The 26,696-nt window shown below is 31.0% G+C and carries 26 protein-coding genes; 6 read left to right on the top strand and 20 right to left on the bottom strand.

The window, feature by feature from the left end:
* Positions 1–37: 37 nt before the first annotated feature.
* From T483_RS0123380 to T483_RS0123370, 3 genes are all read right to left on the bottom strand, one after another.
* A complete protein-coding gene (locus T483_RS0123380; protein WP_026888999.1) occupies positions 38–1,228 on the bottom strand; it encodes a flavodoxin domain-containing protein in 1,191 nt (396 codons plus the stop codon).
* Between the two features lie 239 nt (positions 1,229–1,467).
* Positions 1,468–2,715, bottom strand: coding sequence for an NAD(P)/FAD-dependent oxidoreductase (locus T483_RS0123375; RefSeq protein WP_242841916.1), 1,248 nt, complete (start codon positions 2,713–2,715; stop codon positions 1,468–1,470).
* A 95-nt stretch (positions 2,716–2,810) separates the two neighbouring features.
* Positions 2,811–3,044: a DUF2249 domain-containing protein gene (locus T483_RS0123370; protein ID WP_026888997.1), complete on the bottom strand. Its 234-nt coding sequence runs from the start codon at positions 3,042–3,044 to the stop codon at positions 2,811–2,813.
* Between the two features lie 315 nt (positions 3,045–3,359).
* Between T483_RS0123370 and cooS the strand changes: the two genes are divergently transcribed.
* Positions 3,360–5,288: an anaerobic carbon-monoxide dehydrogenase catalytic subunit gene (gene cooS, locus T483_RS0123365; protein WP_026888996.1), complete on the top strand. Its 1,929-nt coding sequence runs from the start codon at positions 3,360–3,362 to the stop codon at positions 5,286–5,288.
* A gap of 157 nt (positions 5,289–5,445) precedes the next feature.
* Here cooS and T483_RS0123360 read toward each other — a convergent pair whose 3' ends face one another.
* On the bottom strand, positions 5,446–6,201 hold the full coding sequence (locus T483_RS0123360; RefSeq protein WP_026888995.1) for a DUF438 domain-containing protein: 756 nt from the start codon (positions 6,199–6,201) through the stop codon (positions 5,446–5,448).
* 399 nt (positions 6,202–6,600) lie between these two features.
* Between T483_RS0123360 and T483_RS0123355 the strand changes: the two genes are divergently transcribed.
* Together T483_RS0123355 and T483_RS0123350 are read left to right on the top strand one after the other, a co-directional pair.
* Complete coding sequence (locus tag T483_RS0123355) at positions 6,601–7,146, top strand: flavin reductase family protein (RefSeq protein WP_026888994.1); 546 nt, start codon at positions 6,601–6,603, stop codon at positions 7,144–7,146.
* 17 nt (positions 7,147–7,163) lie between these two features.
* Entirely contained in the window at positions 7,164–8,753 is a 1,590-nt protein-coding gene (locus T483_RS0123350; protein ID WP_026888993.1) for a nitrite/sulfite reductase, read from the top strand.
* A gap of 56 nt (positions 8,754–8,809) precedes the next feature.
* On the opposite strand, the gene T483_RS0123345 is transcribed toward T483_RS0123350, so the two are convergent.
* A complete protein-coding gene (locus T483_RS0123345) occupies positions 8,810–9,571 on the bottom strand; it encodes a SagB/ThcOx family dehydrogenase (RefSeq protein ID WP_026888992.1) in 762 nt (253 codons plus the stop codon).
* A gap of 229 nt (positions 9,572–9,800) precedes the next feature.
* On the opposite strand from T483_RS0123345, the gene T483_RS0123340 reads away from it, so the two are divergent.
* Entirely contained in the window at positions 9,801–10,400 is a 600-nt protein-coding gene (locus T483_RS0123340; RefSeq protein ID WP_242841915.1) for a PadR family transcriptional regulator, read from the top strand.
* Between the two features lie 5 nt (positions 10,401–10,405).
* A complete protein-coding gene (locus T483_RS0123335; RefSeq protein WP_026888990.1) occupies positions 10,406–11,770 on the top strand; it encodes an MFS transporter in 1,365 nt (454 codons plus the stop codon).
* Positions 11,771–11,997: 227 nt separating this feature from the next.
* Here T483_RS0123335 and T483_RS0123330 read toward each other — a convergent pair whose 3' ends face one another.
* The 9 genes from T483_RS0123330 to T483_RS0123285 all read right to left on the bottom strand — a co-directional run bounded on the left by T483_RS0123330 (position 11,998) and on the right by T483_RS0123285 (position 18,664).
* On the bottom strand, positions 11,998–12,348 hold the full coding sequence (locus T483_RS0123330) for a hypothetical protein (RefSeq protein ID WP_026888989.1): 351 nt from the start codon (positions 12,346–12,348) through the stop codon (positions 11,998–12,000).
* A 157-nt stretch (positions 12,349–12,505) separates the two neighbouring features.
* Entirely contained in the window at positions 12,506–12,970 is a 465-nt protein-coding gene (locus tag T483_RS0123325; protein WP_026888988.1) for a CBS domain-containing protein, read from the bottom strand.
* Positions 12,971–13,618: 648 nt separating this feature from the next.
* Positions 13,619–14,965, bottom strand: coding sequence for a B12-binding domain-containing radical SAM protein (locus T483_RS0123315; protein ID WP_026888987.1), 1,347 nt, complete (start codon positions 14,963–14,965; stop codon positions 13,619–13,621).
* A gap of 24 nt (positions 14,966–14,989) precedes the next feature.
* Positions 14,990–15,451: a DUF2975 domain-containing protein gene (locus T483_RS0123310; protein WP_026888986.1), complete on the bottom strand. Its 462-nt coding sequence runs from the start codon at positions 15,449–15,451 to the stop codon at positions 14,990–14,992.
* A gap of 68 nt (positions 15,452–15,519) precedes the next feature.
* Positions 15,520–15,729: a helix-turn-helix domain-containing protein gene (locus T483_RS0123305; protein ID WP_026888985.1), complete on the bottom strand. Its 210-nt coding sequence runs from the start codon at positions 15,727–15,729 to the stop codon at positions 15,520–15,522.
* Between the two features lie 56 nt (positions 15,730–15,785).
* A complete protein-coding gene (locus T483_RS0123300) occupies positions 15,786–16,262 on the bottom strand; it encodes a DUF2975 domain-containing protein (RefSeq protein ID WP_026888984.1) in 477 nt (158 codons plus the stop codon).
* A gap of 276 nt (positions 16,263–16,538) precedes the next feature.
* Positions 16,539–17,099, bottom strand: coding sequence for a DapH/DapD/GlmU-related protein (locus T483_RS0123295; protein WP_026888983.1), 561 nt, complete (start codon positions 17,097–17,099; stop codon positions 16,539–16,541).
* A 408-nt stretch (positions 17,100–17,507) separates the two neighbouring features.
* Positions 17,508–18,206: a LiaF transmembrane domain-containing protein gene (locus T483_RS0123290; RefSeq protein WP_026888982.1), complete on the bottom strand. Its 699-nt coding sequence runs from the start codon at positions 18,204–18,206 to the stop codon at positions 17,508–17,510.
* Positions 18,207–18,208: 2 nt separating this feature from the next.
* A complete protein-coding gene (locus T483_RS0123285; RefSeq protein WP_026888981.1) occupies positions 18,209–18,664 on the bottom strand; it encodes a LytTR family DNA-binding domain-containing protein in 456 nt (151 codons plus the stop codon).
* 265 nt (positions 18,665–18,929) lie between these two features.
* Between T483_RS0123285 and T483_RS0123280 the strand changes: the two genes are divergently transcribed.
* Positions 18,930–19,394 carry a redoxin domain-containing protein gene (locus T483_RS0123280; protein ID WP_026888980.1) on the top strand — a complete coding sequence of 155 codons (465 nt, stop codon included), beginning with the start codon at positions 18,930–18,932 and terminating at the stop codon, positions 19,392–19,394.
* 201 nt (positions 19,395–19,595) lie between these two features.
* On the opposite strand, the gene T483_RS0123275 is transcribed toward T483_RS0123280, so the two are convergent.
* From T483_RS0123275 to T483_RS0123250, 6 genes are all read right to left on the bottom strand, one after another.
* Positions 19,596–20,273 (bottom strand): cell wall-binding protein, encoded by a 678-nt coding sequence (locus T483_RS0123275; RefSeq protein ID WP_026888979.1) that lies wholly within the window; start codon positions 20,271–20,273, stop codon positions 19,596–19,598.
* Positions 20,274–20,676: 403 nt separating this feature from the next.
* A complete protein-coding gene (ftsH, locus tag T483_RS0123270) occupies positions 20,677–22,521 on the bottom strand; it encodes an ATP-dependent zinc metalloprotease FtsH (RefSeq protein ID WP_026888978.1) in 1,845 nt (614 codons plus the stop codon).
* A 90-nt stretch (positions 22,522–22,611) separates the two neighbouring features.
* Complete coding sequence (locus tag T483_RS0123265; RefSeq protein WP_080697129.1) at positions 22,612–23,295, bottom strand: zinc metallopeptidase; 684 nt, start codon at positions 23,293–23,295, stop codon at positions 22,612–22,614.
* A 371-nt stretch (positions 23,296–23,666) separates the two neighbouring features.
* The gene (locus T483_RS0123260; RefSeq protein WP_026888976.1) at positions 23,667–24,554 is read right to left on the bottom strand and encodes a fructose bisphosphate aldolase; all 888 of its coding nucleotides are present in this window, start codon (positions 24,552–24,554) and stop codon (positions 23,667–23,669) included.
* A gap of 147 nt (positions 24,555–24,701) precedes the next feature.
* Positions 24,702–25,532, bottom strand: a complete 831-nt coding sequence (locus T483_RS0123255; protein WP_026888975.1) for a formylglycine-generating enzyme family protein — start codon at positions 25,530–25,532, stop codon at positions 24,702–24,704.
* 283 nt (positions 25,533–25,815) lie between these two features.
* On the bottom strand, positions 25,816–26,460 hold the full coding sequence (locus T483_RS0123250) for a glycoside hydrolase family 11 protein (protein WP_012059233.1): 645 nt from the start codon (positions 26,458–26,460) through the stop codon (positions 25,816–25,818).
* Positions 26,461–26,696 lie beyond the last annotated feature (236 nt).

The following is a 26,696-nucleotide window of genomic DNA, read 5'->3' as shown; positions in this document are numbered from 1 at the left end:
TGTCTCACCAACTATTTAAGCAAACTATTATTAATATTTAAAATTCTTCTAACACTTTCTGACCAAAATTCTTTCCAAAGGCTATGCACTCTTCAAGTTCGTCATCATTTGGCATATATTTAAACTTTAATCCATCTTCAACAACTTTAATTTTAGCCTTTGTTAAATAGTTTGTAAGAATATCTGTTGATTCTCCACCCCATCCATAGCTTCCAAAAGCTGCACCTACTTTCTCATTAAACTTCAATCCAATTAAGTCTTCAATAAGAGGTAATAAAGAAGTTAAAATTCCATTATTAACTGTTGATGATCCTAGTATTATTCCCTTTGATTTAAAAACTTCGGCTAATATATCACTTTTATCTGAAGTAGCGACATTGAATATTTTATATTCTACCCCTGCTTCTCCTAGGCCTTTGCCTATAAATTCAGCCATTTTATGAGTAGCCCCCCACATTGAGTTATATGCAACCACTACGCTTTTATTTGATTTTCCAGCTGCCCACTCATAATATTTTTCCACTATCATCATTGGATCTTTTCTCCAAATGATGCCATGAGCTGGAGCTATCATATCTACAGGTACTCCAAGTTTTTTAAGTTCATCTATTTTTTTTGTAACCAATTTACTAAAAGGAGTAAGTATGTTTGCGTAATATTTAAGAGCTTCCTGATTAACTTCTGTTTCATCTACTTCATCATTAAAAATACTTGAAGATGCATAATGCTGTCCAAATGCATCATTAGAAAATAATATATTTTCTCCAGTAAGATATGTAAACATACTATCAGGCCAGTGAAGCATAGGAGCTTCTATAAATACAAGATTATTTTTACCTATATTTATCTTCTCGCCTGTAGAAACAACCTTAAAATTCCACTCCTTATGATAATGCTTCTGTATTGACTCTAAACCTTTTTTCGAAACAAAAACTGTTGCATTAGGAATATACTCCATTAATGCAGGCAATGCTCCTGAATGATCAGGTTCCCCATGATTCATAACAACATAATCAATCTTTGATATATCAGTTACCTCTCTCAAATTTTCAAGAAACATCTCTGTTAAAGGTTCCCATACAGTGTCTATAAGAACCGTTTTTTCATCTTTAATAAGGTATGAATTATATGTACTTCCTCTATGGGTAGATAATTCATTTCCATGAATATGCCTTACCTTCCAATCAGTGGCTCCAACCCAATATACTCCATCTCTAAGTTCCTTCATGCTAATTCCTCCCATTTGTTAAATTCTATTTCATAAGTTCTATAAAATGTATAATTCAACTCTTAATATACGTAATTTTCTGATAGATTATACTTAGAACTTGCAGTACTAAAATTAAAAAATATAGTATTCTAATGATGCTCACCCTGTGGGTATAAATTCAACAAAATTCAGGTGGAGTTACCCCCCACCTGAAAAGTTTCACTTTATTCTAAAGAGAGCAAAAGGCAACTAGATTTCTAGTTGCCTTTTTTGTTGCTAATAATCTCAATAAATTCATCTATTGAATATTTAGCTGATTCATTAATATTAACTTCTATTTCATTTTCTATAAGACTTTTAATCACCATGAATTTCTTATTGTCACCTAATACGATAGTTCCAACTATATGATTATTACGTATAAGTATTTTATAGTACTTATGTTCATTATCCGATCCTTCAACCAATGAATCTATATCTTGATCTCCTTCAATATATCCCATTGAAAACACAGATATTCCAAAAGCGCTTAATGAAGTCACTGGTGCTGAAGGTTCAAAAATTAAACCTTGATTACATATATTCGCTCCTGCAACTTTACCTTGCTGCATTGCCATACTCCATAATCCATAGACTCTACCGTTAAATTCCGAAACATCTCCTGCGGCAAATATATCTTTCATATTAGTCTGCATTTTGTTATTTACTACTATCCCCTTATTCACCTCTAAATCAGTATTTTGGGCAATTGAAACATTGGGCATAATTCCAGTGGAATAAATAACCATGTCACAAGCGCCTTGCACTCCAGACTTAGTTATAAACCCTTTGACCTTTTCTTCCCCAAATATTTCTTGTACTTGAGTATCCAGCATTACTTCAATATTTTGAGCTTCAATTGATTGCTTTAATTTATCTGACACAAATTCATCTAACTGACGAGGCATCAAACGTGAAGCAAATTCTGCAATAATAACTTTTTTTCCACCTTCAGATAGTATATTAGCAATTTCTAAGTTCTGAACTCCCCCTCCAATAAGAAGTACTCTCTTAACATTATTTAAATACTCTAAAATTTTTAAAGCTCCATCTAATGTTCTTAAGTTAAATACACCTGGCTTATCTATGCCTTTAATTGGGGGCGTAAGATTACTTGCTCCATTTGCTAAAAGCAGTTTAGTATAAGGCACACGGGTTCCATCTTCAAGAATTGCTTCTTTATTTTTTGTATCTATACCTGTAACCTTATTATCACAATAAACCCGAATATTATTATCCGTATACCATTTCTTTTGTTGAATTAAGAGCTTATCTTCCTCCAAATTGCCTAAAAGCCCTTTAGAAATCTTAATTCGATAGTATGGATAAAACTTTTCCTCACCAAATATAACAATTTCACTTTGCTTATCTATTTCTCGTATTGCTTTAGCTGCTGAAATGGCTGCAATACCACTACCAATAATAACTATCTTTTCTTCCAAGAAAAACACCTCTTTTTTGTTCATAAAAAATATATGAATGTCCTAATTAGGTTCCTTTTATTATACCTATCAGCTCGCTATATTATACTCCTAAACTTATGTAATCATATACACAAAACCTATTTCTTTGTAATAGCGACTCTCCACACCTCAGGCCCTTGTTCAATATATTCCCACTCAAATTGCTCCAGAAGTTCAATTATAAACTGATAATAAAGTGGTCTAGGGTCATGATCATTTATAAGTTCCATCTTCTCACCATGAATTAACCCTTCAAAAGTTTTAAAAATCATTGGATGTTTATCCTTTGGTTCATATATTCTAGCATCTATAGTTGCAGTATAATTCGACATAATTAATTCCTCCTAAATTTGTTTATTTGTTACTAAGATTTATTTCACTCTTTAATCTATTATAGCTTTATTTATTCAAATAAAATGTGATTAGAATCAAATAAGATTTTAAATATCTAAAAATACGTTTGCTAATTGTATCCTTTCATTAGTTCCCCACTCAATATATCCCCGTAAACAAAAAAAATATATACATAATTAATTCCTAAATAGGAAAAGTTAATATGGAAATTAATAAACGTTTGAAAGAAAATAATAAACTTGTATTTCTATAAATTTTCTTTCATATATGAAAGTTAAAGGAGTGAAATTTTAGTGAGTGAAAAAATGCTAGAAGAATTAGAAGGTTTCAATGGAAGAGTAAGTTATCATGATTCTGTAGAAGAAATGGTAAAAAGAATAAGAGCAGATAAGTTATCAAATGTATTTGATAGATACGCTTCGCAAGAAAAGATAAGATGCTCATTTTGTCTTAAAGGGGTAAGCTGTCAACTCTGTTCAAATGGTCCTTGTAGAATTAACGAAAATGGTGGCCAGGATAAAGGTGTCTGTGGAATAGACCGTAATGCTATGGCTATGAGAAACTTTCTCTTAAAAAACATAATGGGAGCTGGTACATATAGTCATCATGCTTATGAAGCTTTTAGAACGTTAAAATCTACAGGAGAAGGAAAAACTCCATTTAAAATTACTGATGTGGATAAACTTAAATGGATGTGTGAAAAAGTTGGAATCAATACAAATCAAGAAGTTAACCAAATGGCAATAGATTTAGCAGTATTACTTGAAGATCAACAAAAGATAGATACAGAAGATAAAAATATTATGGTTGAGGCTTTCGCACCTAAGAAGAGAAAAGAAATATGGAAAAAATTATCTATATATCCAGCTGGTACAGTACATGAAGAACAAAACTGTGTAGCTAGCTGCCTTACAAACGTAGATGGAAGTCATGTTTCTTTAGCAATGAAAGCACTTAGACTTGGTATAGCTACAATTTATAATACTCAAATCGGTCTTGAAATGGTTCAAGATATACTATTTGGAACTCCTAAACCACATGAAGTTAACATGGATTTAGGAATTATGGATCCAGATTACGTAAATATAGTATTTAACGGGCATCAACCTTGGCCTGGAGTTGCAACACTTTTAAAAGCACATTCTTCAGACGTTCAAGAAAAAGCAAAAGCTGCTGGTGCAAAAGGTCTTAGAATAGTTGGTTCTATTGAAACAGGTCAAGAATTATTACAAAGATTTGAAATGGATGAAGTTTTTGTAGGACATATGGGAAATTGGATTACTATAGAACCATTATTAGCTACTGGTACTGTGGATGTTTTTGCAATGGAAGAAAACTGTTCTCCACCTGCAATAGATATGTATGCTGAAAAATACCAAGTAACTTTAGTATCTGTAAGTACTATAATTGATTTACCAGGTATTAAACACAAAATTCCTTATGAACCTTCCGAAGTTGATAAAATGGCCGATTCACTAATTGAGCTAGCCATAGAAAACTTTAAAAAAAGAAAAGAGAGAAAAATCGAGCCACTAGTTCCAAAGAAAACTCAAAAGGCTATTGCTGGTTTCTCTACCGAAGCTGTTTTAGGTGCCCTTGGAAACAAACTTGATCCATTAGTAGATGTTATTGCTGCTGGAAAGATAAAAGGAGTTGTAGCTCTTGCAAATTGCTCAACTTTAAGAAATGGACCTCAAGATTCCATGACTATAAATCTTACAAAAGAGCTTATAAAAAGGGATATATTAGTTGTTAGTGGTGGATGCGGAAATCATGCTCTTGAAGTAGCGGGTCTATGTACTGTTGAAGCCGCAAATGAAATGGCTGGAGAAGGCTTAAGAGAAGTATGTAATATGCTAAAAATCCCTCCAGTATTAAGTTTTGGTACTTGTACAGATACAGGAAGAATTTCTATGCTTGTAACTGCTCTTGCAGATCACTTAGATGTTGATGTGTCAGAACTTCCAATAGCTGTTACAGCTCCAGAATGGATGGAACAAAAAGCAACTATAGATGGAATTTTTGCACTAGCTTACGGTACTTATACTCACTTATCTCCTACTCCTTTTATGACTGGCGCTCCTGAATTAGTAGAACTTCTAACAGAAAAAGCAGAAGATGTAACTGGTGGTAAGATAGCCCTAGGTGATAATCCTGTTGAAGTAGCTGAAAATATCGAAGCCCATATTATTGCAAAAAGAAAAGGTATGGGATTAAGCTAATATATTCTACAAATAAAATTCATTAAATTGATAATTAATCCTCAAATCTAAACATAAGTAGAACTTTCTTTGACTATTTAAAATGTTCAAAGAAGGCTCTACTTATTTGGATTTTTGTTACTAATAAAATCTACATTCTAAAATATCACATAAAACATTACTCTTTAGGCGTAAAACTACAATATCCTATTTCATCACATCTATTCTTCATATCATCCCATATTTCATTATCTTTTATTGCTTCTATTGCTGTAGGATACAAAATACAATTTTCCTTAAATATGTGGTCTCTTAAGTTAAATATGATATATTTGGCTGTGTCATCGACTTTTTCTTTTACTTCTTTAAACTCAGGTTTAGAAGCTGTTTCTGCTATTTCTTTTAAAAACTTCTTCTTCTCTCTTAAATCATCATGTTCCATTCTCATTATTCTAGTTGGACCAGTAATTTTTCTCTCTTCCATCTCTGAAAACAAAACTTGCTCTTCTCTTAAATGATGCTTTTCCGCATCCAAAATGTTATCAATAACAGTTTTCAATAAATCAAATTCTTTTGCGCAGCTATCATAATTATCTGATTTTTGAATTCTCGAATTAATCTCCTCAAGTTCTGTTAAAAATTCAAGAATTTTCTCATGCTCAATAATAAATGTATCAACAACATGTCCTGGCCTAATTTTTGTTTTAATTTTATCAAGTTCATCCTTTAAGACTTCCATGTGAATATCACAAAGATGCCTTAAATCTTGTGGGTTCATTCCTTTTTCTATTAAATTTTGTTCTGCAATTGATAACTCAATTGGATTTATATCTGAAACAATTTCTAAAGCTTCTTTTCTTAGTTCATCTGAAACTCCATGCTTATTTAATCTTTCTAAAACATCTGTTAGCTCTTTAATTTTTGTAGTATTCATTTCTAATTCCTCCTACATATCTTTATTATTTATATGTTAATTCTATGAGAATTTCATTTATAAACATGTGATTCAAATCAAAATCAAAAAATATTTAAACAACAATTGAATTATGCTGAAATAACTACACATAAACATTAATTTTTTTCCTATATTTTTTCTATTCTCATACTATTCTCTCCTTTATCTAATTTATATTTTAATATTACCTGTTTGGGTAATATAATTCTTTATATTATATAATCAGTTTATAATCTGTAATGTAAACAAATATACTTTATATTACCTTTTCACTATAAAACAGCCTCTTTAGTTACTAGTTAAGTGATTTATATCACGGCACTATTATCATTTATGTTATAAAGTTATATAAAATAAAGTTTTAGGAGGAATATAGCAATGGAAAAAATAAATGTTAACTATGAAAAAATGTATTACGGATTTCCTGTAATTCTTATAAGCTTTTTTGATAAAAATGGTGTTCCAAACGTAACTACACTTTCATCTTCCTATAGCCTTAAGGATATGGTAGTTCTTGGCTTTAGTAGTAAAGGATATGCAATTAATCAAATCAAAGAAGTTCGTGATTTTGTAATTAATATCCCTGACAGTTCCCTTAGAAAAGAAATTAGCTTTTGCGGAACTAAATCTGGTCATGAAGTTCAAAAGTTTGACGCTACTGAATTAACTTATTCTAAATCTAAAATTATAAATGCACCAATAATTGAAGAATGTCCAATTACTATAGAATGTACTTTAACTGATGTTATAGAAAAAGATGCCTATGCAGGTATTACTAATATTCTTGGAATTATAAAGGGCAGGCTTATTTCAAGGGAATATTTAGATGATGAAAACAGATTAAAGATTTCAAAATTTGATAACCTTTTATATTTTGGGGATGGAATAAACAAAGGATACAGATATATTAAAAATGAGCAATAAGATAAGGAGGGAGCTATATGTCTTATGAAGCTATTTGGTCTAAAAATCAAAGACTAAATGACATAGAAATTATAAAACTTGAAAAGGATGGCTTAGATGTAATTGGAACTATAATTGATAAATATTCGAAGGAAGGTTATGATTCAATAACGCCTAAAGATATGAATAGATTTAAATGGGCTGGCGTTTACGAACAAAAGCCAAGAGAGGGATACTTTATGATGAGAGTTCGTATTAATTCTGGAATAATGACTTCAGAGCAAGCAAAAGTTTTAGCAGAGATTGCTAAAGATTATGGACGTGGAATTGCAAACGTCTCTACAAGAGGAGCTATACAGTTTCACTGGGTTCAGGTAGAAGATTTACCTTCTATTTATGAAAGATTAGAAGCTTGTGGCCTAAGTCCTTTTGAGGCTTGTGACGATTGCCCTAGAACAATAGTTGGAAATCCTCTTGCTGGAATTGATAAAGATGAACTTATGGATACAACTGAACTTGTAGAACAAGTTAATAAATTCTTCTTATTAAACAGGGATTTTTCTAATCTTCCAAGAAAATTTAAAATATCAATATCAGCTAGTATACATAATGCAGCTCATGCACAAATTAATGATCTTGCCTTTACTCCAGCAACAAAAAAAATTAATAATCAGGACGTAATTGGTTTCCACGTATGGGTTGGAGGAGGACTTTCAGCAAGCCCCCATTTAGCACAAAAACTAGATATATTTGTTAAACCAGAAGATGTGCTAAAGGTTGCTGAATGTGTATGTACTATTTTTAGAAATTATGGATATAGGGAAAAACGTACTCGAGCCCGCTTAAAGTTTTTAGTAGCTGACTGGGGAGCAGAAAAATTCAAGAATAAATTATTAGGATTCACTGGGGATATGCCAAGCTCAGGTGATGATAAATTAGCTTCATGGAATGCCTCTTATTATTTTGGAGTACATTCCCAAAATGAAGATAGCAAAAGCTATATTGGTGTTAGTTTACCACTTGGAGAAATTACTTGTGATCAACTTTTAGAACTTGCCCATATTTCAGAAAAATACGGAGATAGAAAAATTAGAACTACACTATCACAAAATTTAATTATTACAGGTATAAGTGATGAAGAAATACCTTCTCTATTAAAAAAAGATGTATTTAAACAACTTTCTCCAAATCCAAGTATTTTTACAGGATACACAGTTTCTTGTACGGGTAAAGAATTCTGCAATTTAGCCATTGTTGAAACAAAAAAACGTGCTAAAGAAGTTATCGAATATCTTGATTCTAAAATCAAACTAGATACACCGTTACGTATCCATTTTACAGGTTGTCCCAATTCTTGTGGACAAAAACATATAGCTGATATTAGCCTTCAAGGTGCACTAATAAAAACTGAAGATAGCTGCGAGGAAGCCTTTACCATATGGCTTGGTGGTACACTAAACAATGGCGGGCAGTTTGCAGAAAATCTAAACTACCGTGTAAAATCTACTGAGGTTCATATAGTTCTTGAGAAAATAATAACTTTCTTTGAAAAAAGTAAGTTAGAGAATGAGACTTTTAATGAATTTATCGCAAGAGTAGGAATTAGTAAAATCACAGAAAACATATAAAAACCTAATTAAAGCAGAACCAGTGAGATATGTTTATGTCCCACTGGTTTAATATTTTATTCTTTCTTTTTTCCAACAGCTGCAAGATATATAATAAATTCTTCATCTCCATCTAACCTCAAAAGAGTGTCTATCATCTTTTGATCATAAATTCCTATAGCACATGCACCTGCTTTGATTGATTCACTGGATAAATAAAGATTTTGGCATACATGGCCAACATCTATTAAAATCTTTTTATGTGCCGTAATATCAAACTTCCATTCTGAACGATATGGAGTCGTGCTCCAAGCAAATAAAACAGCAGCTTTCTTTGCAAAGTTAGGTACAAAAGGCTGGTCTAAAGTAATTTCATCTATTTTATTGTCAATTTCATCCAATTCAAACATGAATAAAAGTTTATGCTCTACTGGTAGATATCTATAAATACCTTTTTGTATCCCATCAACATTCATAATAAATAAATATGTTTCAAAAGAATGCGTTGCCCCACTACAAGGAACTGTTCTTAAAGTTAAACCAGCTTTATTAGTTTCAGTAATTCCTTGAGTAGCCCATAATAGATATGACAATTCTTCAAGATTCATAGACTTTTCAGCATAAAGCCTTGTACTTCTTCTATTACCTATACACTTATAAATATTAGAATTCGTTACAGTTTCTTCACTTACCTTTGGTAAAACAACAATTTTAGATTGTGAATCATAAGATTTTATGCTATCTGGCTGGGGTATGCCTTTCATTTTATCAGTTTTTATATTTTTGAATTCATCAAAATTAGACTTCAAAAAATTTCTCTGCTTTTCACATCTTGTCATAAAAATTCTCCTATCCTATCTTTTGGAAAATATAATATCATAATACTGAAAAATAGTATGTATCATCAGTTACGTTTATTGTTCTATAAGACGCAATTATTTCTATATTGTGATGTTATTTACCAAATCATTTTATACAAAACATTCTTTACTATTTAAATCATATTAGCATCCTCCTAAACAATATCCATAATTAAATTCTTTATAATTTTAAAAGTTTTTTATAAAAATGACTTGCAATATATATCTTTTAGATATATATTGGATATATCTAAAAGATATATTGGAGGAAATAAAAATAATGAATGAACTTTTTATTTTAGGCGAATTAATGGAAGAACCACAAAGTGGTTATGATCTACGTAATGCCTTACAAGCTTCTTTAGGACGTCATCGCAAAGTCAGCTATGGAGTAATTTATCCATTGCTTGAAAAATTAGAGAATGATGGTTTTTTAGAAATAACTAACGTAGAATCACACGGAAAAAATAAGAAAATGGCTACAATTACGGAAAAAGGAAAAGAACGTTTTTTTGAGCTAATGAAAATGCCTGTTCCAAGTGGAGCCCATACTGCTGATATATATTTAATTAAACTTGATGTAATGCAGCACCTTACACTAGACCAACAAATGCAACTATTGGATCAATTCGATCAAGAACAAAGAGAGATAATTGAAGATACGCAATTTGCACTAAAAAAATTAGCTGAGGAAAATTCAAAAGATCACTGGTATGCAAGTAAAAGATTTGAATTACGACTACAGCAGGCAAATGTTGCAATTGATTGGATTAAAGAGTTTAAACATGAACTGAAGAAAGAATGGTGATAAGAATGACAAAAGAAATAAAAGTAGCTTTATTAATGGCTGCTAGTCTCTTTATGGAGATTTTAGATGGAACAATCGTAACAACTGCACTACCTAAAATGGCCCAATATTTTCATACGGGTTCATCAACAATTGCTTTACTCGTTAGTGTGTATTTGATCACAGTTGCGATTTTTATTCCCTTAAGTGGATGGATGGCTAATCAATTTGGGAAAAAGAAAATTTGGATTATTGCTGTCATCCTCTTTACCATTAGTTCCTTAAGCAGTGCACTAGCGCCTAATTTCTCTTTCCTTTTGATAATGAGAATTATACAAGGAATTTCTGGTGCATTGATGACACCTACCGCAAGGCTGATTGTGCTAGAAAAAACACCAGCTTCACAGCTATTAAAAATGATTAGTTACTTAGTTTGGCCTGCACTAATCGCGCCAGCAATAGCACCTTTAGTTGGTGGATTTATTGTTACCTACTGGAACTGGCAATGGATTTTTTTAATTAATGTACCAATAGGTTTAATTACAGCATTAATAGGAGCAAAATTAATTGATACTGATAAAGTAAAAAATAAAACTTCATTTGATCTCATAGGATTTATAGAAATTGCACTTTCATCAGGCATAATTTTAGTTGGAGCAGAAATAGCCACTCACGGAAAAGATTATTGGCTTAGCGCGCTAGGATTAGTAATTTTAGGAATAATACTTGGATTTATAGTTTTCAGGCACTTAAAAAAATCAAATAATCCACTATTTTCACTTGATTCACTAAAAATAACTTCTTTTAGAATATTCCAAACAAGTGGATCTGTTCTATGGCTATGTGTTGGAGCATTACCGTACATATTAACAATTTTTTTACAAACAGTCTTTCAATGGTCAGCAGTAAAAGCCGGAAGTTACGTGTTATTTATTTTTGTTGGAAACATTGGAATTAAACCTTTTACAAATATAATTATTCGTAAATTAGGCTATCGCGGTGCACTATTATCATCATTTGGAATGGTGTTTATTACATCAATTGCTTTAGCATTCATTCAAATTAATACTTTTCCTGCTTGGATAATGTTTCTTGCGCTAGTTTCAGGTGTAGGACGTTCATTAGCCTTAACTGCTTACAATGGACTAAGCTTTTCTGAAATAGCCCCTCAAGATCGGAATAGCGCAAATACTTTGAATGCCGTAGTTTCAACATTAGCACAAGGAATGGGTATATCAATTATTACAGTTGTTGTTAATTTACTACAAATTTTCTTTTCAATTACTATCTCTTATAAATTAGGCTTTGTTTTCCTTGGTCTATTAATGTTATATCCAGTAATTGAAGTAATATTTTTACCCAAAAACATTGGACATGCTACAATTAGTTAATTTTATTTACTTATGCTCTTTCCTTTCAAAAAACTCAAGCGTTCATTAAGCATGCTATTATAAAATAAGCAGTTGGAATGTATATCTTCCAAAAATTGTGTTAATAATTAAGATATGATTTCCTATTTTCAATAAATAAAGAGATAGCTTTATTATCATTTACTGATATGTTTGCTATCTCTTTTTATTGCACTAAAAAAACTAGTTACGTTAATTTACATACTTCTTTATTTGGAAAGTTCATTTTCAAAATCACAGGAAGCAACAACTTTATATCCTAATGATCTTAGATTTTCTAGCAAGATTATTACTCCTGTAATATACTGTTCTTCCTTTATCCCCTCTGCAGGTCCAATATCAAGATAATACTTTGAGTATAGAAAACCGTCTTCTTCTTTAATACTTTTTTCTTCACTAAAATCTTCATTATTTCTCAATTCTATTTCCATTAAATCTGAAATGATTGTCCATCTTTTTTTACTACCCATTGTTATTTTTTCAATTAAGCTCAGTATGACTTCTCTTTCTTCATCAGTATTGATGAAGATTTTACAGTACGAACTTCTATATTTACTCATATTATCACTCCTTCATAACAAAATATTATCTAATATGTACTCAATACAAGTATACATTAATAAATAAGGTACGTAAATATTTTGAAAATAGACTCTAATTATCCATTTAATCAAAAAGAACTTGATTTTAAACCAAGCTCCTTTTAAATAAATATAACTATAATTTATCTATAATTTTTTTCTGAACATATCGAATAACATCGCCTCTGCTTATAACTCCAACTACTTTTCTATCTTTATCTACAACAGGTATCTTTTTAAAATTATGTTTAGACAAGACAGACAAAACTTTTTCCATAGTATCTTCCGGAGAAACACAGTAAATATCTCCTTTTTTTGCAATGCTCATAATATTTTTATTCTTAATTAATTCTATCCCTTCTTCTAATTGTTCCTTTGCTACATAAAACATATAGGAAATCATGTCATACATTTTTCCCACTTTTGGATTTATGCTTCGTATTATATCACCATCACTCACTATACCTACAAGTATTCCTTGGTTGTCCACTATAGGAACTCCACCAATTCTGTTTACAACTAATGTATTCATAACATCTTTTATCGTATTTTCTTTCTTTGCAACAATTACATCGGTAATCATAAAATCTTTTACTTTCATATTTAATTTCCCCTTTTATTAATACTTACTATTCTTTTTATTATATGAATCTAGTTGTCCTATGTCTTAATGGTATTATATAAATATTTAAAGTCAGCTTCAAATAACTTTTTATATTTATATAATAACCCTAGAATAGTTTGACTTTTTTAGTGCCTAAAATCATAAAATTTTATAAACTTTTAGTTTTACCACTTAATGCATCAAAATTAAATTATGAAGATTAGAACTACTACTCTACTCAAACCTCCACAGCCTGCACTTCACTCTTAGAATCTCCAACGTTCTTTTTAGTTCTCATAAATAAAGTGAACATTAATGCTGCGACAACTGCCGCTACCGTAACCATAACAGCATATTGTATCCCTCCTATGCTTGTGCCCTTGAATAATTTGCACTAATTTAGGCACTGTGCTTGCTCTAGCTGAGCCTTGAGACATACCATAATTACAATCCTCCATACTCAGTTACTCTTAGTAAACAGCCATAATAATTAAATAGCTTTTACTATAAATGAGTATTTTTAAGATTGCTATATTAAAATATACTTATGCAATAAATCAAAACCATGTATAAGTTCATTTATCGATCTGAGTATATATGAGTTTCTAGAAATATAAATCATTAATTTCATTGATGTAAACACATTTACTTTATTCTATAAGCAACCCACCTAGAAAATCTTCCTATAATTTCAAATGAAACTATATTGCATAGCAACTCAGTTAGTTTTCCAAACTTCCTATAAAGAAAATTAAAAGCTAAAAATGGAATCCATTGTTTTTTAGATTTAGGCAGTCTCTTCATTATATTTTTAAAAGTATATACTTCTTTATATATCCATAGGTAGCCGTTATATAATTCTTCTGCCGTCATATTCTTTGGTTTGTATACGACATGTGAAGTATTATAATTAGATAAATTATGATCTACTATTCTATTTTCCTTTAATAATGATGAGTATAACTTTGTGCCAGGATACGGAGTCATTATATGAGATGTTACTGTTTCTATTTTATTTTTAACTATCCACTCTAATGTACTCTTAAATATTGACGCATCATCTTCATCTAATCCAAAAACAAAGCTTGCATTTATCATTATTCCTCTTTTATGAATTTCATCAACAAGTTTCTCATATCTGCTTACACTATTTTGAACTTTATGTACACTTTCTATTGACTTACTATTTATACTTTCAAAACCTATAAAAAGGCTTTGGCAACCTGCTTCTTTCATATCATCTAATAATTCAGGCATGTCCACTATATTAGAAGTAACTGCCGCATTCCATTTTAACTTTAGAGGTTTTATTTCCTTTAATAATTCCTTAGTCCATTTAGGATTACCGATAAAGTTATCATCAATAAACATAATGTGTTTTGTTTTTAATACCTTAATATCTTTAATTACATCTTCTATTGGTCTATTAATATAAGTTTTAATGGAGTTAGTGCAGCTATTATAGCAAAAATCACATTTAAAAGGACAGCCTCTGCTTGTACTGATTATATTAGTATATAAATATTTCTTATTATCTATCATGCCATAGTCAGGCGACACTATTTCATTTCCATTAATATTTTCCATATCACAATATATTTTTTTAATTGAATTAGTTTCTATATCCTTAAGAACTTTCTCCCAAACTCTCTCAGCCATTCCTATAATTATTGCATCAAAGCTGTTTACAGCTCCTTCTGGATCTGCTGTTATATGTATACCTCCTGCAATTACTTTTACCCCACGCTTTTGGAATTCCTTTGATATTTCTACTGCCCTATTCATAACATCTACAGTAACAGTTATTGCAACTAAATCAACATTTTCATCAAAATCTATCTTCTCAACATTTTCATTTTCAATAATAACCTTATGTTCTTTAGGCGTAAGATTTGCTATTGTTAATAATGCTAATGAAGGAGACATTCTCGTCTTTAATTTTGTATCCATGGGCCTTGGTAGCATTGCAGGTTGAATTAATTTAATCTTCATATTGCCTCCTTAACTAAAATCCACTTAACATCTAATCAATTTATTACTATGGCATCTTTTTTCAAAAATATTAGCAAAGACTGCACTCACACTAGTTGAAAAAATGACTAATAATGCAAATAGTATGATTCCTGGAGCGTCGTCTCCATCTGCCATGAGAAATAAGAGTGGCATGGCTATCACATATAAAAGACTGATTGTAATTCCACAGCATCTTATATTCTTTAAAGTCTTTACAGATAATTCCGACAAGGCTTCGTTCTTATTAGCATAGCCTATAAATTTTATAGTCTGATAAAGTGCAAATAAGAATGGTGTCACCGCCCCATACAAGCCGATAAAACCAAGATATTGCAAATAGGCTGATACCAAGATTACTCGCGATAATCCTGTTGTTACCATAGGTAATAAAAATATAAACAAAGTAAGAATCGAACCTCCAATAAAAACAGCTACATTTAAGAAAATTTTTGAACTTCGTTTCATAAAAAAACCTCCTGTATTCCTTATCTTTTGTACAAAAATCGTTAATATTTGTATCTCACTTTTAACTTTTATATATCATTTCTAAATTCTAAAATATCACCTGGTTGACAGTCTAGAGCTTTGCATATTGCATCTAAAGTTGAAAATCTAATAGCTTTTGCCTTGCCATTTTTAAGTATAGAAAGATTAGCCATTGTTATTCCAACTCTCTCAGTAAGCTCGGTCACACTCATTTTCCTTTTAGCTAGCATAACATCAATATTTATTATAATCGCCATATTATTCTCCTCCTGTATTCCTCATTCTGTACATCGAGATTATTAATCTTGATGTCTTACACTGTTAAATCATTTTCTGATTTTATGTCTATGGCTTCTTTTAAAAGCCTTTGAAGAACAGCGGCAAAGACTGCGATTACTAACGAAGCAAAAATAGGTACCATTCCAATTATTATGAGACCTGGGGCATCGTCTTTCTCTGCTACAAAATAAACAAATGGAAGTACTACCACATATAATGTAGATATTATAATTGCACAGTATTTTATATACTTTAACGCCTTTACAGATAACTCAGAAAACGCTATGTTTTTATCAATATACCCTAAAAGTTTTAAAGCCTGATACAGGGCTGCAAAGAACGGCAAAACTGATACAACCATACCTGTTAAAATTGGATATATGATATTTGCATAGTCTGGATTTACTGGATTATTAGTTAACCTAATTGCTCCAAATATGCACAAAGCAAGAACTGGAACTGCAATAAGAATAACAGCGATCTTTAAAAAGATTGTTGAACATCGTTTCATAAAAAGCACCTCACTTTTAAATTATACATATAAGATACCACACTCTTTATCGTTTATCAATAAATTTTTATTATATTTCATTGTCTATTTATTTAAAAACAAGAAAAAGCCAGTCTGCCAAATTAAGGTTAATTGAAGGAAGATATGCCACCTTGTAAGACTAAAATTTATATCTATACTAGATACAATAAGGTTTTCGACATTCCAAATTTTTATTATCTTCTATGCAAAAAAGAACTGCCAACTGACAGCTCTTAAATCAAAATTTTATTTTTCTTATATATTCTTAATAAACTTGGCTGGAACTCCAGCATAAACTGTATTATCTGGAACATCTTTAGTAACAACCGAACCTGCTCCAACAACAGAATTTTCTCCAATCGTCACTCCTGGGCAAACTGTTACTCCAGCTCCAAGCCACACATTACGTTTAATTTTTACGCTTCTAAGAATGACTCCGCGTCTATTTTTAGGATCTAATGAGTGATTAACTGATAATATTTTTACATCAGGTCCAATAAGAACATTGTCTTCCAATTCAATCCCTCCTAAATCAACAAACATGCACGATTTATTAATAAATATATCTTTTCCTAATCTAATATTAACTCCAAAATCTGTGTTAAATGGCGTTAACACTTGTACAGAACTGTCAATTTCCTTACCAGTAATATTGGTTAAAATATTTCTGACTTCTTCAGGTGTTTTATATCCTGTATTTAATTCAGATGTCAACCTTAAAGTATTCTCGACTACTTCATTGATTTCAGTAAATATAGTATCCTTATTTGAAATAAACTCACTTTTTTGTATTTTCTCTAATAATTCTTTATTCATTGTTTCCTCCTTAAAACTTATTCTATTCTTTAGGAAATTATAACTGTGTGGAAAAAATCTCCGACTCCACAGTCGCCTGCAATTTTTTATTGTACGAGAACTTAATTTTAATAGAATCCATTCATTTTTATTTAGAACATATTTTTTTCTTATCCAATAAGCTCTAATATTATAAAATTCATTATACATGCTAAAGTTAACTCTAGCGCAAGTACTTTTGTTACTAATTTTGAAGAACCCAATTTATAATTGTTAATTATCCTTATAAATTAGTCTTCCTTAAATATACCTGATTTATATGCAAGTGATTTATTGATAATTTATGCCACTTACTTCATGGGTACTTCCTAAACAAAAAAAGTGCTATATCTTATGATATTTAGCACTTTTTCTATAACATCTTCTTATTTATATATAAATTATTTCTACTCCTGAAAAACTAACATCTCCAACTAACGTTAATGTATTTGTCGATCTCTCATTGTTTCTATTTTTTTCATCAACAGAACCTAAAAATACATTAGTCTTATTATCAACCTTCCAAGTTCTTGGTATATATAACTCTACTCCTGAAAAAGAAGCATTAACTCTTACTATAGCATTTTCGCTGCTCATAACTGCATTATCAAAATACACCTTCATAGCTCCAAATGAACAGTTAAGATCAGCTTGTTCAAATTCATTTGTATTTATATATTTAATACAAGCTCCAAATGAATTTCTAAATATAATATTACCTTGATCTTCTATGTCAATTTTTTCGAATTTATAATCCTCATGAACATGATTATGATGAATCCAGTTAACATGTTTATGAAAAATCATGGAAAGGCCGATGCTACCAAATAGTGCTGATATAAGCACAGTCCAAGGGGTAATAGCTGTAATTCCTAATTGTCTAGCATAGATTATACAAATAAATGCAATTGGAAATAGAATACCTGAAAAGTTAAGATGAGGTATACTTTTTGCTATGATCACTACTAAAAAAACTGTTAATATTAAACTAAATGCATTTATATCTGGGAAGTATCCAAGTTTACTTATAACCATAAAAATACCTGCTAGTATAAATAAAATTCCCCAGAAGACTCTTTCTTTTTTCATCATTATTTCCTCTTTTCTAATAATTTAATTTTTAATGGCTTGTAATAATATCTTGAAACATACACCTGTTTGTGAGTATTTTGAAATTCAACTCTGCTTGATGATGATATGCTTTTTGTTATGGAGTAAATATGATTTGTATTTAGTATTGTTGATTTTGAAACTCTCATAAAATATCCTGGCAATAATTCTTCAAGTTCATATAGCTTATACTTTACGTTATATATATTATTAATGGTATGTGCACAAATACCACTTTCTTCAGTTTCAAAAAACAAAATTTCTTTCAGTGAAAGATAATACTCTGTTTCTCCTTTGTAAAACGTTATATGCTTTTTTTCTGATAACATCTCACCAAGCATAATTTGAATATTTCTAACCTCTTCATTTAATTCATTACATTTAATAATAACTTCATTTTCTTTAATTTCATTATCAAGTTCAACCCGTATTTTCATATTTTCACTCCCCACATCTTTATTATATTGGCTGACTTTTACCTTGTAAACACGATAGCAGTAAGTGGTTAGTTATCACTTGTAAGTGGTATATTTTTATATGTTTTGTGCATAGTCTTTGATTTTTCTAAGCTTCACTTATTATTTGTCTAGAATAATCTTTAGAAAAAATAACTCTTTTATGCCTTTTCTTCTTAATTTTCATAAAAACTATTGTTTAGGGAATTCTATATTAAGAAAATTTAAAGATGAAAGGAAGATTATAATGACTCCAATTACAATAGGTGCAGATGCACCAGATTTTAAAGCAAAAGATAATAAAAAGCAGGATATAAAGTTATCTGATTTTAAAGGAAAAAAAGTACTTCTTTCTTGGCATCCTATAGCTTGGACACCAGTATGTACAGATCAAATGCGAGCATTAGAGACTAATTTCGAAAAATTTCAAAATCTCAACACTGTTCCACTTGGATTTAGTGTAGATTCTCAGCCTTGCAAAGAAGCATGGGCAACAGTTCTTCAAATTAAGAACGTTAGTCTTCCATCAGACTTTTGGCCTCATGGTAAAATAGCTTGTGACTATGGAATATTTGATGAAACTAAGGGAATATCAGCACGTGCCAACATAATCATAAATGAAGAAGGCAAAGTGCAATGGATAAAAGTTTATCCATCAGAACAACTTCCAGATATAAATGAAGTTTTACAAGTTTTATCTAATAACCAATAACAAATTAATTGAGCAATTAAATGATTTGTTATTGGTTCAGTAATGTCGTAATTGCATTCATGTATTATTCTTTAGCATATTGTCTAAGCATGAATTGTAAAATTGTACATACTTAAAAATCCAAGGTTAATGAACCTTGGATTTTTTATTATATGAATTTATATACAAACTCTTTACTTGAAAAATTAATTTTACTTAAAATTATTTATCTTTGTTTAAATTACGCCAATCACCATCATATCCATTGCTGCCAAGCCACTTATAAGTTTTCACTATTTCATTATTCTTTATTTGGTATATTGAAAGTCCGCCTTGATGTGGTACGCAATATACATTTTTAGTATTTTTACCAACCATGTATCCACAGAATTCAACATCATGAGAGCCTGTAAGGCTAAACACATATACATCCTCTACTGGCAGATTCCATTTATCGCTGGCTATGAACTTTTTAATATTCCCTTCAAGATATCTTTTGGTCAGCTTAGCTCCATAAGCATCATTCATTTTTGAAATATAATTACTGTCTTCTTTTAATATTAAATTTCTTGCTTCCTCAGCTTCCTTGGATGGCTTAATCCAAGTTCCATCTTCATCTAATTCATATCCATCAATTACAGTACCATGTGCCATAGCTCCATCTTGATAAAAATAATGCCAAGTATCATAATAATTATCTTGCACCCATCCGGTTTTCATGTATCCATTTGAATCAAAATAATACGTCTTTCCATTAATGTCTCTCCATCCCTTAGCATATGAATTTCCTTCCGAATACCACCATCCATTATTATCTTGTCTCCATTCAGCACTGGCTCCAATTGGACTTAAAACTAATACTGAAATTGCTACTAACGCACCAGATATTAACTTTCTCATTTTATTTCCCCCATATTTATTCATAACACGATTTTATGTTATTTATTATATTTATAAAATATTACTAATCATATTTTATGAATATAGAGTGAAATTTATGAGCTTAAACGGCTATTAAGATAATTACCATTACTTCACTTTGATTTCACATTCCTTTCTCTAAGATTGGCATTATTCCAGCATATTCTTAAGAATATATATGGTTTAGAATATATATTCCAGTATTCTTTAGAATATCTATTCTAAAGAATACTTATTTTTTTGCAACATATGTATGTTGCAATTTACAATGAACATTTCACGATTATGGCTAAAATTCTCGCAATATTTTTAGAATTATGATGAAGAATTATTTTTGCAATATATATATTATAAAAATCTTTATCAAAAAACTTTCTTAGCTTTAAACGTTAGCTGGCTCATCTATTTGAATTGAGTTTAGAATTTTCATAAATTCATCACCCATTATGGTTTCTTTGAAAATAAGATGTGATGATATTTTGCCTAAAGCCTCCATATTAGCCTTCAAAAGATTTCTTGCCTTTTCATAGGATTTACTAATTATATCCATGACCTCACGATCAACTTCAGCAGATATTTCATCTGAACAATTTCTTACTGGTCTACCATCAAGATATCTATTTTGAATTGATTCAAGTCCTATCATTCCAAATTTCTCTGACATTCCATACATTGTTACCATTTGCCTTGCAATACTAGTAGCTCTTTCAATATCATTTGAAGCACCTGTAGTTATTTCATTAAACACAAGTTCTTCAGCTGCTCTTCCTGCAAGCAGAACAACTATTTGTTCTAATAATTCATCTTTAGACATGAGGTACTTTTCTTCCTCTGGCATCTGCATAGTATATCCGAGTGCACCCATTGTTCTTGGCACAATCGTAATCTTATGAACTGGTTGAGTCTTTTTCTGAAGTGCCGAAGCTAATGCATGTCCAACTTCATGAAATGCAACAAGACTTTTCTCATTCTCAGTCATTAATCTATCTTTTTTCTCCTTACCTGCAATTATAGTTTCGACAGCTTCAAATAAATCATCCTGCCTAACCTTATCTCTTCCCATTTTTACAGCTCTTAAAGCAGCCTCATTAACCATGTTTGCAAGGTCTGCTCCAACGGCACCCGCAGTGGCAAGTGCTATCTCCTTTAGATTTACACTTTCATCCATTATTATATTCTTGGAGTGAACCTTTAAGATATTTTCTCTTCCCTTAAGGTCTGGTTTATCTACTATAACTCTACGATCAAAACGTCCAGGTCTTAATAGCGCCTTATCAAGGACTTCTGGTCTATTAGTGGCTGCAAGAATAACAACTCCCTTTGAAGAATCGAATCCATCCATTTCAGCAAGCAACTGGTTTAAAGTCTGCTCTCTTTCATCATTTCCACTCATATTACCTTCTCTACTCTTACCGATTGCATCAATTTCATCAATGAAAATAATACATGGTGCTTGTTTTTCCGCTTGCGAAAACAGATCTCTAACTCTTGAAGCACCGACACCTACAAACATCTCTACAAATCCTGAACCAGAAAGTGAGAAAAATGGAACCTTTGCTTCTCCTGCTACAGCTTTAGCAAGTAATGTCTTACCTGTACCTGGAGGTCCTACAAGAAGTGCGCCCTTAGGCAGCTTAGCTCCTATCTTTGTATATCTTTCCGGTTTATGAAGAAAATCAACTATCTCCTTAAGAGATTCTTTAGCTTCTTCCTGACCTGCTACATCTTTAAATGATACTCCTGTAGTCTTTTCAACATATACCTTAGCATTACTTTTTCCGAAGGACATGAATCCTCCACCACCACCCATTTTTTTGCTCATAGATTTCATAAACATATTACCTAGCAAATAGAATATAATAAAAGGTAAAATCCATGAAAGCGCAAAACTTATTATTGGAGATTCGGTATTTTTAACTGGTGTAGTAAACTTTACATCTGAACTATACAGTTTGTCTACAAGTTGAGGATAGTCTAAGTTACCAGTATAATATAATTTTTTATTTGCAACTGAAGCCTCCTCCTCACTTTTTGGTGTTATAACAAGCTTATCAGTATAAATTTCAACTGATTCGATTTGCTTATCATTTACCATTTTAAGAAAATCACTATAATCAATTTGTTTATAGTTTGACTGTGAAACAAAATAGATAACTATATTTATTATCAATGTTACAATAATCGCTGCTGAGATAAACTTGGGTAAGCCTTTTTTATTTTGAAACATAAAATTTCCTCCTTTAATATTAGCAAATTACAGCCTTAACTAAATGGCCTGTATTGTATAACTTTAATATGATTCATACAATATAATCTATTATTCTCTCTCACTGCTTCCCATGAATAAAAATACAAGGTGAAGCAAATTTGCAACAGCTGTTAATGCAGAAGCAACATAAGTCATAGCTGCTGCATTTAGCACTTTTTTTGCAGGAGCTATTTCATTGAAACTAAGTATCCCTTGGGATTCTAACTCTGATATTGCTCTTTTACTTGCATTAAATTCTACTGGTAAAGTTACAAAATAAAATGCTACCGCTCCGGTAAAAAACACTATACCTAGTTGTGCAAGCAAAGGAATTTGAAATATTAATCCAAAAATCGCCATATATGGTCCCGCCATAGAACCTATATTTGCAATTGGTACAAGTCCACTTCTTAAAGAAAGTGGTGCATATTGTACTTTATGTTGTATTGCATGTCCTGTTTCATGGGCTGCAACACCTATAGCTGCAACAGAATTGCTGTAATATACTGATTCAGATAATCTTACTACCTTTTTTCCAGGATCATAGTGATCTGTTAAACTACCTGCTGTCGGAAGTACAGCTACATCATAAAGTCCATTTCTATCAAGAATCCTCCTTGCAACATCTGCACCAGTAAATCCTCTAGCATTGCCATAATTGCTATTTTTATCAAAGGTTCCTTTTACTTTAAATTGACAATAAAGCGAAAAAGCCAATGCCGGTAAAACTAAAATAATATAATAAATGTCCATTTTTATCCCTCCAATATAATAATTTTATGATTTTAATTAAACAAAAAAGACCTTTGATCTGATTCAGTAATAACTAAATCTTATCAAAGGTCTTGCTTTCCATTTGGAGTATAGAACCAGGCAGTTTTAATTGCCGGTTGTTGGCTCTATAGCTTATAAGCTACTCCCCTAAGTTATATGAAGTATATCATACCTTATTATATGGTGTCAATACATATCAATTCAAAATTTTCTATTTTGTTTTAATTTTCACTACATTCCGACATTTTATAAATCCAAATAATTATCTAGGCACTAGAGAAAGTGTTCAATCCTCAATAAATAGGCTCATAGTTTTATAACATTAATTAATCACAATATATACTACTAACTTATTTTATTGATGCCTCATAGATCTTCTTAATTGATTTGGATATTGTTTCATTAAATTCTTCTTCAGTTTGCTGAGCAGTCAATCCTTGAGATAAAGCTCTTGAAAAGCTAGCGATTAGCCCATTATTACGTGCTAGTCTTTCATTTGCTTCAGTTTGACTATAGCCTCCTGACAAAGCAACTACTCTGACAACATGAGGATCATCTATTAAGTCACTATAGAAATTATCCTGAGTTGGTATTGAGAGCTTAAGCATTACTTTTGTTTCTTTATCAAGTTTTGATAATTGCTCTAAAATTTCAAGTTTTAAAAGTTTTTCAGATTCTTCCTTATCCGTGCTATGGATGTCAACTTCTGGTTCAATAATAGGAATAAGACCTGCTTCTACAATTTGTTTACCAATTTCAAATTGCTGATCAACCAATATTTTAATTCCGTGAGCATTTGCTTCTTTAATAACTGAGCGCATTTTTGTTCCAAAAATATTTTTTTCTACTGCTTGCTTTAAAAGGTCATTCAAATTATTTATTGGTTTCATGAGTTGGACACCATTTTCAATTTCAGTTAATCCTTTATCAACTTTTAGAAAAGGTACAATATTCTTTTGCTTCCAAAGATAATCAGAAGTATATTCATTATCAATAGTACGATACATTGTATCTTCAAATAATATAGCCCCCAAAATATATTCTGAAGTAAATGCTGGACTCTTTATTATTCGTTTTCTCATTTCGTGTACTAAATCAAACATCTCTTCCTCATTAGAATAACTATTTTCTTGAACCCCATATTCAAGTAATGCTTTTGGAGTACTTCCACCACTTTGGTCTAGAGCCCCAATAAATCCTTTACCTGTATGTATCCGATTCATTTGATTTTCATTCATCTAATTCTCCTCCTTCTCTTTGTCTTATATTGAAATCATATCTTACTTTTTATTATAGTATCTTTCTATATTAATTATGCGTTTGCTAATGTCATAAATTTAGGTACCCTTCTAATAATTATCACCTTTCGTTATGATCCTTATCTTTTACTTACTACGGCACACTCGAAAACCTTGATCCGGAGCCTTACCACTTGCATCATACTTACCTCTAAACGCTGATTCTCCACAAGTAACATCGCCAATCCAGCCTCCGCCTTTAGTTACTTTTACAGATACACTACTAATATCCAAGCCTTTATACCCGTCCCAGCACCATTCTCTTACATTACCAGACATATCGTATAGTCCTAATTCGTTAGGTTTCTTCATACCTATAGATTTTGTTTTGTTATTATTATTTTGTATTTCAGGCCAATTCCAATTCCCTGTTAAATACTTATCTCCAGCATTTCTACAATACCAGGCAACTTCATCTGCATTATTGCTTCCGCTGTATATATAATTCTTACTCATCTGACCTCCACTTGCAGCATATTCCCATTCCTCCTCTGTTGGCAAGCGATAACCATTAGCTCCTTCATTAGCCGTTACTGTCCATTTTATATCATCATTATTATTCTTATTATCATGATCCTTTTTATCTTTGTCTATATTGTAATACGGCTTCAATCCCTCTTTTAAACTCCTTTTATTGCAGTATTCAATAGAATCATACCAGCTCACCATTTCTACAGGTAAATTATTGCCTTTAAATTGTGATGGATTGCTTCCCATGATTTCACTCCACTCCTTTTGAGTAACTTCATACTTACCTATATAAAAATCCGATAACTTTATGTTTTTTCCATAATAATTTGACTTTGTATTTACAAAATCTCCACCTTTGACCAATATAAGATTATCACTTATTTCTTTTGAACAAGCACTAACAAAAACCATTATTATCATTAAAAGAAATATTAATAATTTTCTCATTAATATACCTCCTTCAAATTCATATAAAATTTATGTGAGATAATATCTCAAAGTTAATTTTCCTAACTGAATGTTTAGGGCCGTTCATCTTTCGAGAAACGACCCCTGAAATATTAAGACTTATTAATCAAGCCTTAAAGGTAATATTTAAGCAATATACAGGTAAGTATTTTCAATCTATAAATCTGCTAACTATAATTCTAATCAGCCTTAAAAATGAGTAAAAATTTTTTAATAATTTCAAATCGCTTAAGTATAAATCATCTCTATATTTGTAGACAATCTATTCCCATACTGTTACATTAGCACTTCCACTACTTTGATATCCTTCTGTTGCTATCATCTGATAAGCCCAACTAGAGCCTAAAGCCATTCCTTTACTTCCCCATGCATCAGCGTGATTTTTCATAGTAATGGTATTATTAGTACCAATTGATCTCTTAGATTGTCTAACACTCCAGAACTGTTGAAAAGTTGTAACTCCATCGATAGAAGGTGCATTAGTTCTAGTAGCAGTATATATATCGTATGTGCCTCCATCACTAGTTACAGTACCCTTGTAATTTCCAGTTGGTCTATAAGTTCCCCAGTCATCAACGACGTAATATTCTATAAGTGAGTTCCTTGTCCATCCATATAATGATAAATAACCATTACCTGAAGGTGCAAATTGACCAGCATTATAGTTTATTACCCTAGTGTATGATCCAGCATTCCAGCCTTTACCAACAACAAAGTTGCCGCAGTTACTCCAATTAACGCTATAATTACCGCCAGATCCATTGACAGCGTTTACTGTTCCACCACCGTCTGTCCAATTTTGCCAGTAGTCTGTTGCTGCTGCATATGCGTTTACGTTTACAACAGAAAGTGCAAGAGTGCAACACATTAATGACGCTAAAAATAATTTTAATCCTCTTTTTTTCATTTTCATTTCCCCCTTTTGATTGTAACCTTTAAGTTACATTACACCATAAAATAGTTTTATTTCTTCTACTTTCCTGTATACTACTTGAATATTACCGTTTCTTTTAATCACTCACTTTCACTTTTTTATAATGTGCTGACATTTCCAGTGTTTACCCCAATGATATTTTGTTGATAAGTTAATTAAGATTTGATAATAATAAAATTAATTTTTCTGAAAAGAACTCTGAATTATTA

Origin of the sequence: Clostridium beijerinckii HUN142 (genome assembly GCF_000621745.1) — a bacterium.
GTDB lineage: Bacteria > Bacillota > Clostridia > Clostridiales > Clostridiaceae > Clostridium > Clostridium beijerinckii_A.
This window is presented reverse-complemented; position numbering and strand designations above follow the sequence as displayed.

Coding starts and splice junctions, on each gene's coding strand:
- T483_RS0123375 (WP_242841916.1), bottom strand. CDS start 2,715: ATGAACAAAAAAGAGGTGTTTTTCTTGGAAGAAAAGATAGTTATTATT.
- T483_RS0123350 (WP_026888993.1), top strand. CDS start 7,164: ATGTCTTATGAAGCTATTTGGTCTAAAAATCAAAGACTAAATGACATA.
- T483_RS0123250 (WP_012059233.1), bottom strand. CDS start 26,460: ATGAAAAAAAGAGGATTAAAATTATTTTTAGCGTCATTAATGTGTTGC.
- T483_RS0123340 (WP_242841915.1), top strand. CDS start 9,801: ATGACTTGCAATATATATCTTTTAGATATATATTGGATATATCTAAAA.
- T483_RS0123315 (WP_026888987.1), bottom strand. CDS start 14,965: ATGAAGATTAAATTAATTCAACCTGCAATGCTACCAAGGCCCATGGAT.
- T483_RS0123265 (WP_080697129.1), bottom strand. CDS start 23,295: ATGGACATTTATTATATTATTTTAGTTTTACCGGCATTGGCTTTTTCG.
- T483_RS0123325 (WP_026888988.1), bottom strand. CDS start 12,970: ATGAAAGTAAAAGATTTTATGATTACCGATGTAATTGTTGCAAAGAAA.
- T483_RS0123295 (WP_026888983.1), bottom strand. CDS start 17,099: ATGAATAAAGAATTATTAGAGAAAATACAAAAAAGTGAGTTTATTTCA.
- T483_RS0123370 (WP_026888997.1), bottom strand. CDS start 3,044: ATGTCGAATTATACTGCAACTATAGATGCTAGAATATATGAACCAAAG.
- T483_RS0123290 (WP_026888982.1), bottom strand. CDS start 18,206: ATGAAAAAAGAAAGAGTCTTCTGGGGAATTTTATTTATACTAGCAGGT.
- ftsH (WP_026888978.1), bottom strand. CDS start 22,521: ATGTTTCAAAATAAAAAAGGCTTACCCAAGTTTATCTCAGCAGCGATT.
- T483_RS0123255 (WP_026888975.1), bottom strand. CDS start 25,532: ATGAGAAAATTATTAATATTTCTTTTAATGATAATAATGGTTTTTGTT.
- T483_RS0123330 (WP_026888989.1), bottom strand. CDS start 12,348: ATGAGTAAATATAGAAGTTCGTACTGTAAAATCTTCATCAATACTGAT.
- T483_RS0123275 (WP_026888979.1), bottom strand. CDS start 20,273: ATGAGAAAGTTAATATCTGGTGCGTTAGTAGCAATTTCAGTATTAGTT.
- T483_RS0123380 (WP_026888999.1), bottom strand. CDS start 1,228: ATGAAGGAACTTAGAGATGGAGTATATTGGGTTGGAGCCACTGATTGG.
- T483_RS0123285 (WP_026888981.1), bottom strand. CDS start 18,664: ATGAAAATACGGGTTGAACTTGATAATGAAATTAAAGAAAATGAAGTT.
- T483_RS0123300 (WP_026888984.1), bottom strand. CDS start 16,262: ATGAAACGATGTTCAACAATCTTTTTAAAGATCGCTGTTATTCTTATT.
- T483_RS0123280 (WP_026888980.1), top strand. CDS start 18,930: ATGACTCCAATTACAATAGGTGCAGATGCACCAGATTTTAAAGCAAAA.
- T483_RS0123360 (WP_026888995.1), bottom strand. CDS start 6,201: ATGAATACTACAAAAATTAAAGAGCTAACAGATGTTTTAGAAAGATTA.
- T483_RS0123335 (WP_026888990.1), top strand. CDS start 10,406: ATGACAAAAGAAATAAAAGTAGCTTTATTAATGGCTGCTAGTCTCTTT.
- T483_RS0123305 (WP_026888985.1), bottom strand. CDS start 15,729: ATGGCGATTATAATAAATATTGATGTTATGCTAGCTAAAAGGAAAATG.
- T483_RS0123260 (WP_026888976.1), bottom strand. CDS start 24,554: ATGAATGAAAATCAAATGAATCGGATACATACAGGTAAAGGATTTATT.
- T483_RS0123355 (WP_026888994.1), top strand. CDS start 6,601: ATGGAAAAAATAAATGTTAACTATGAAAAAATGTATTACGGATTTCCT.
- T483_RS0123310 (WP_026888986.1), bottom strand. CDS start 15,451: ATGAAACGAAGTTCAAAAATTTTCTTAAATGTAGCTGTTTTTATTGGA.
- T483_RS0123345 (WP_026888992.1), bottom strand. CDS start 9,571: ATGACAAGATGTGAAAAGCAGAGAAATTTTTTGAAGTCTAATTTTGAT.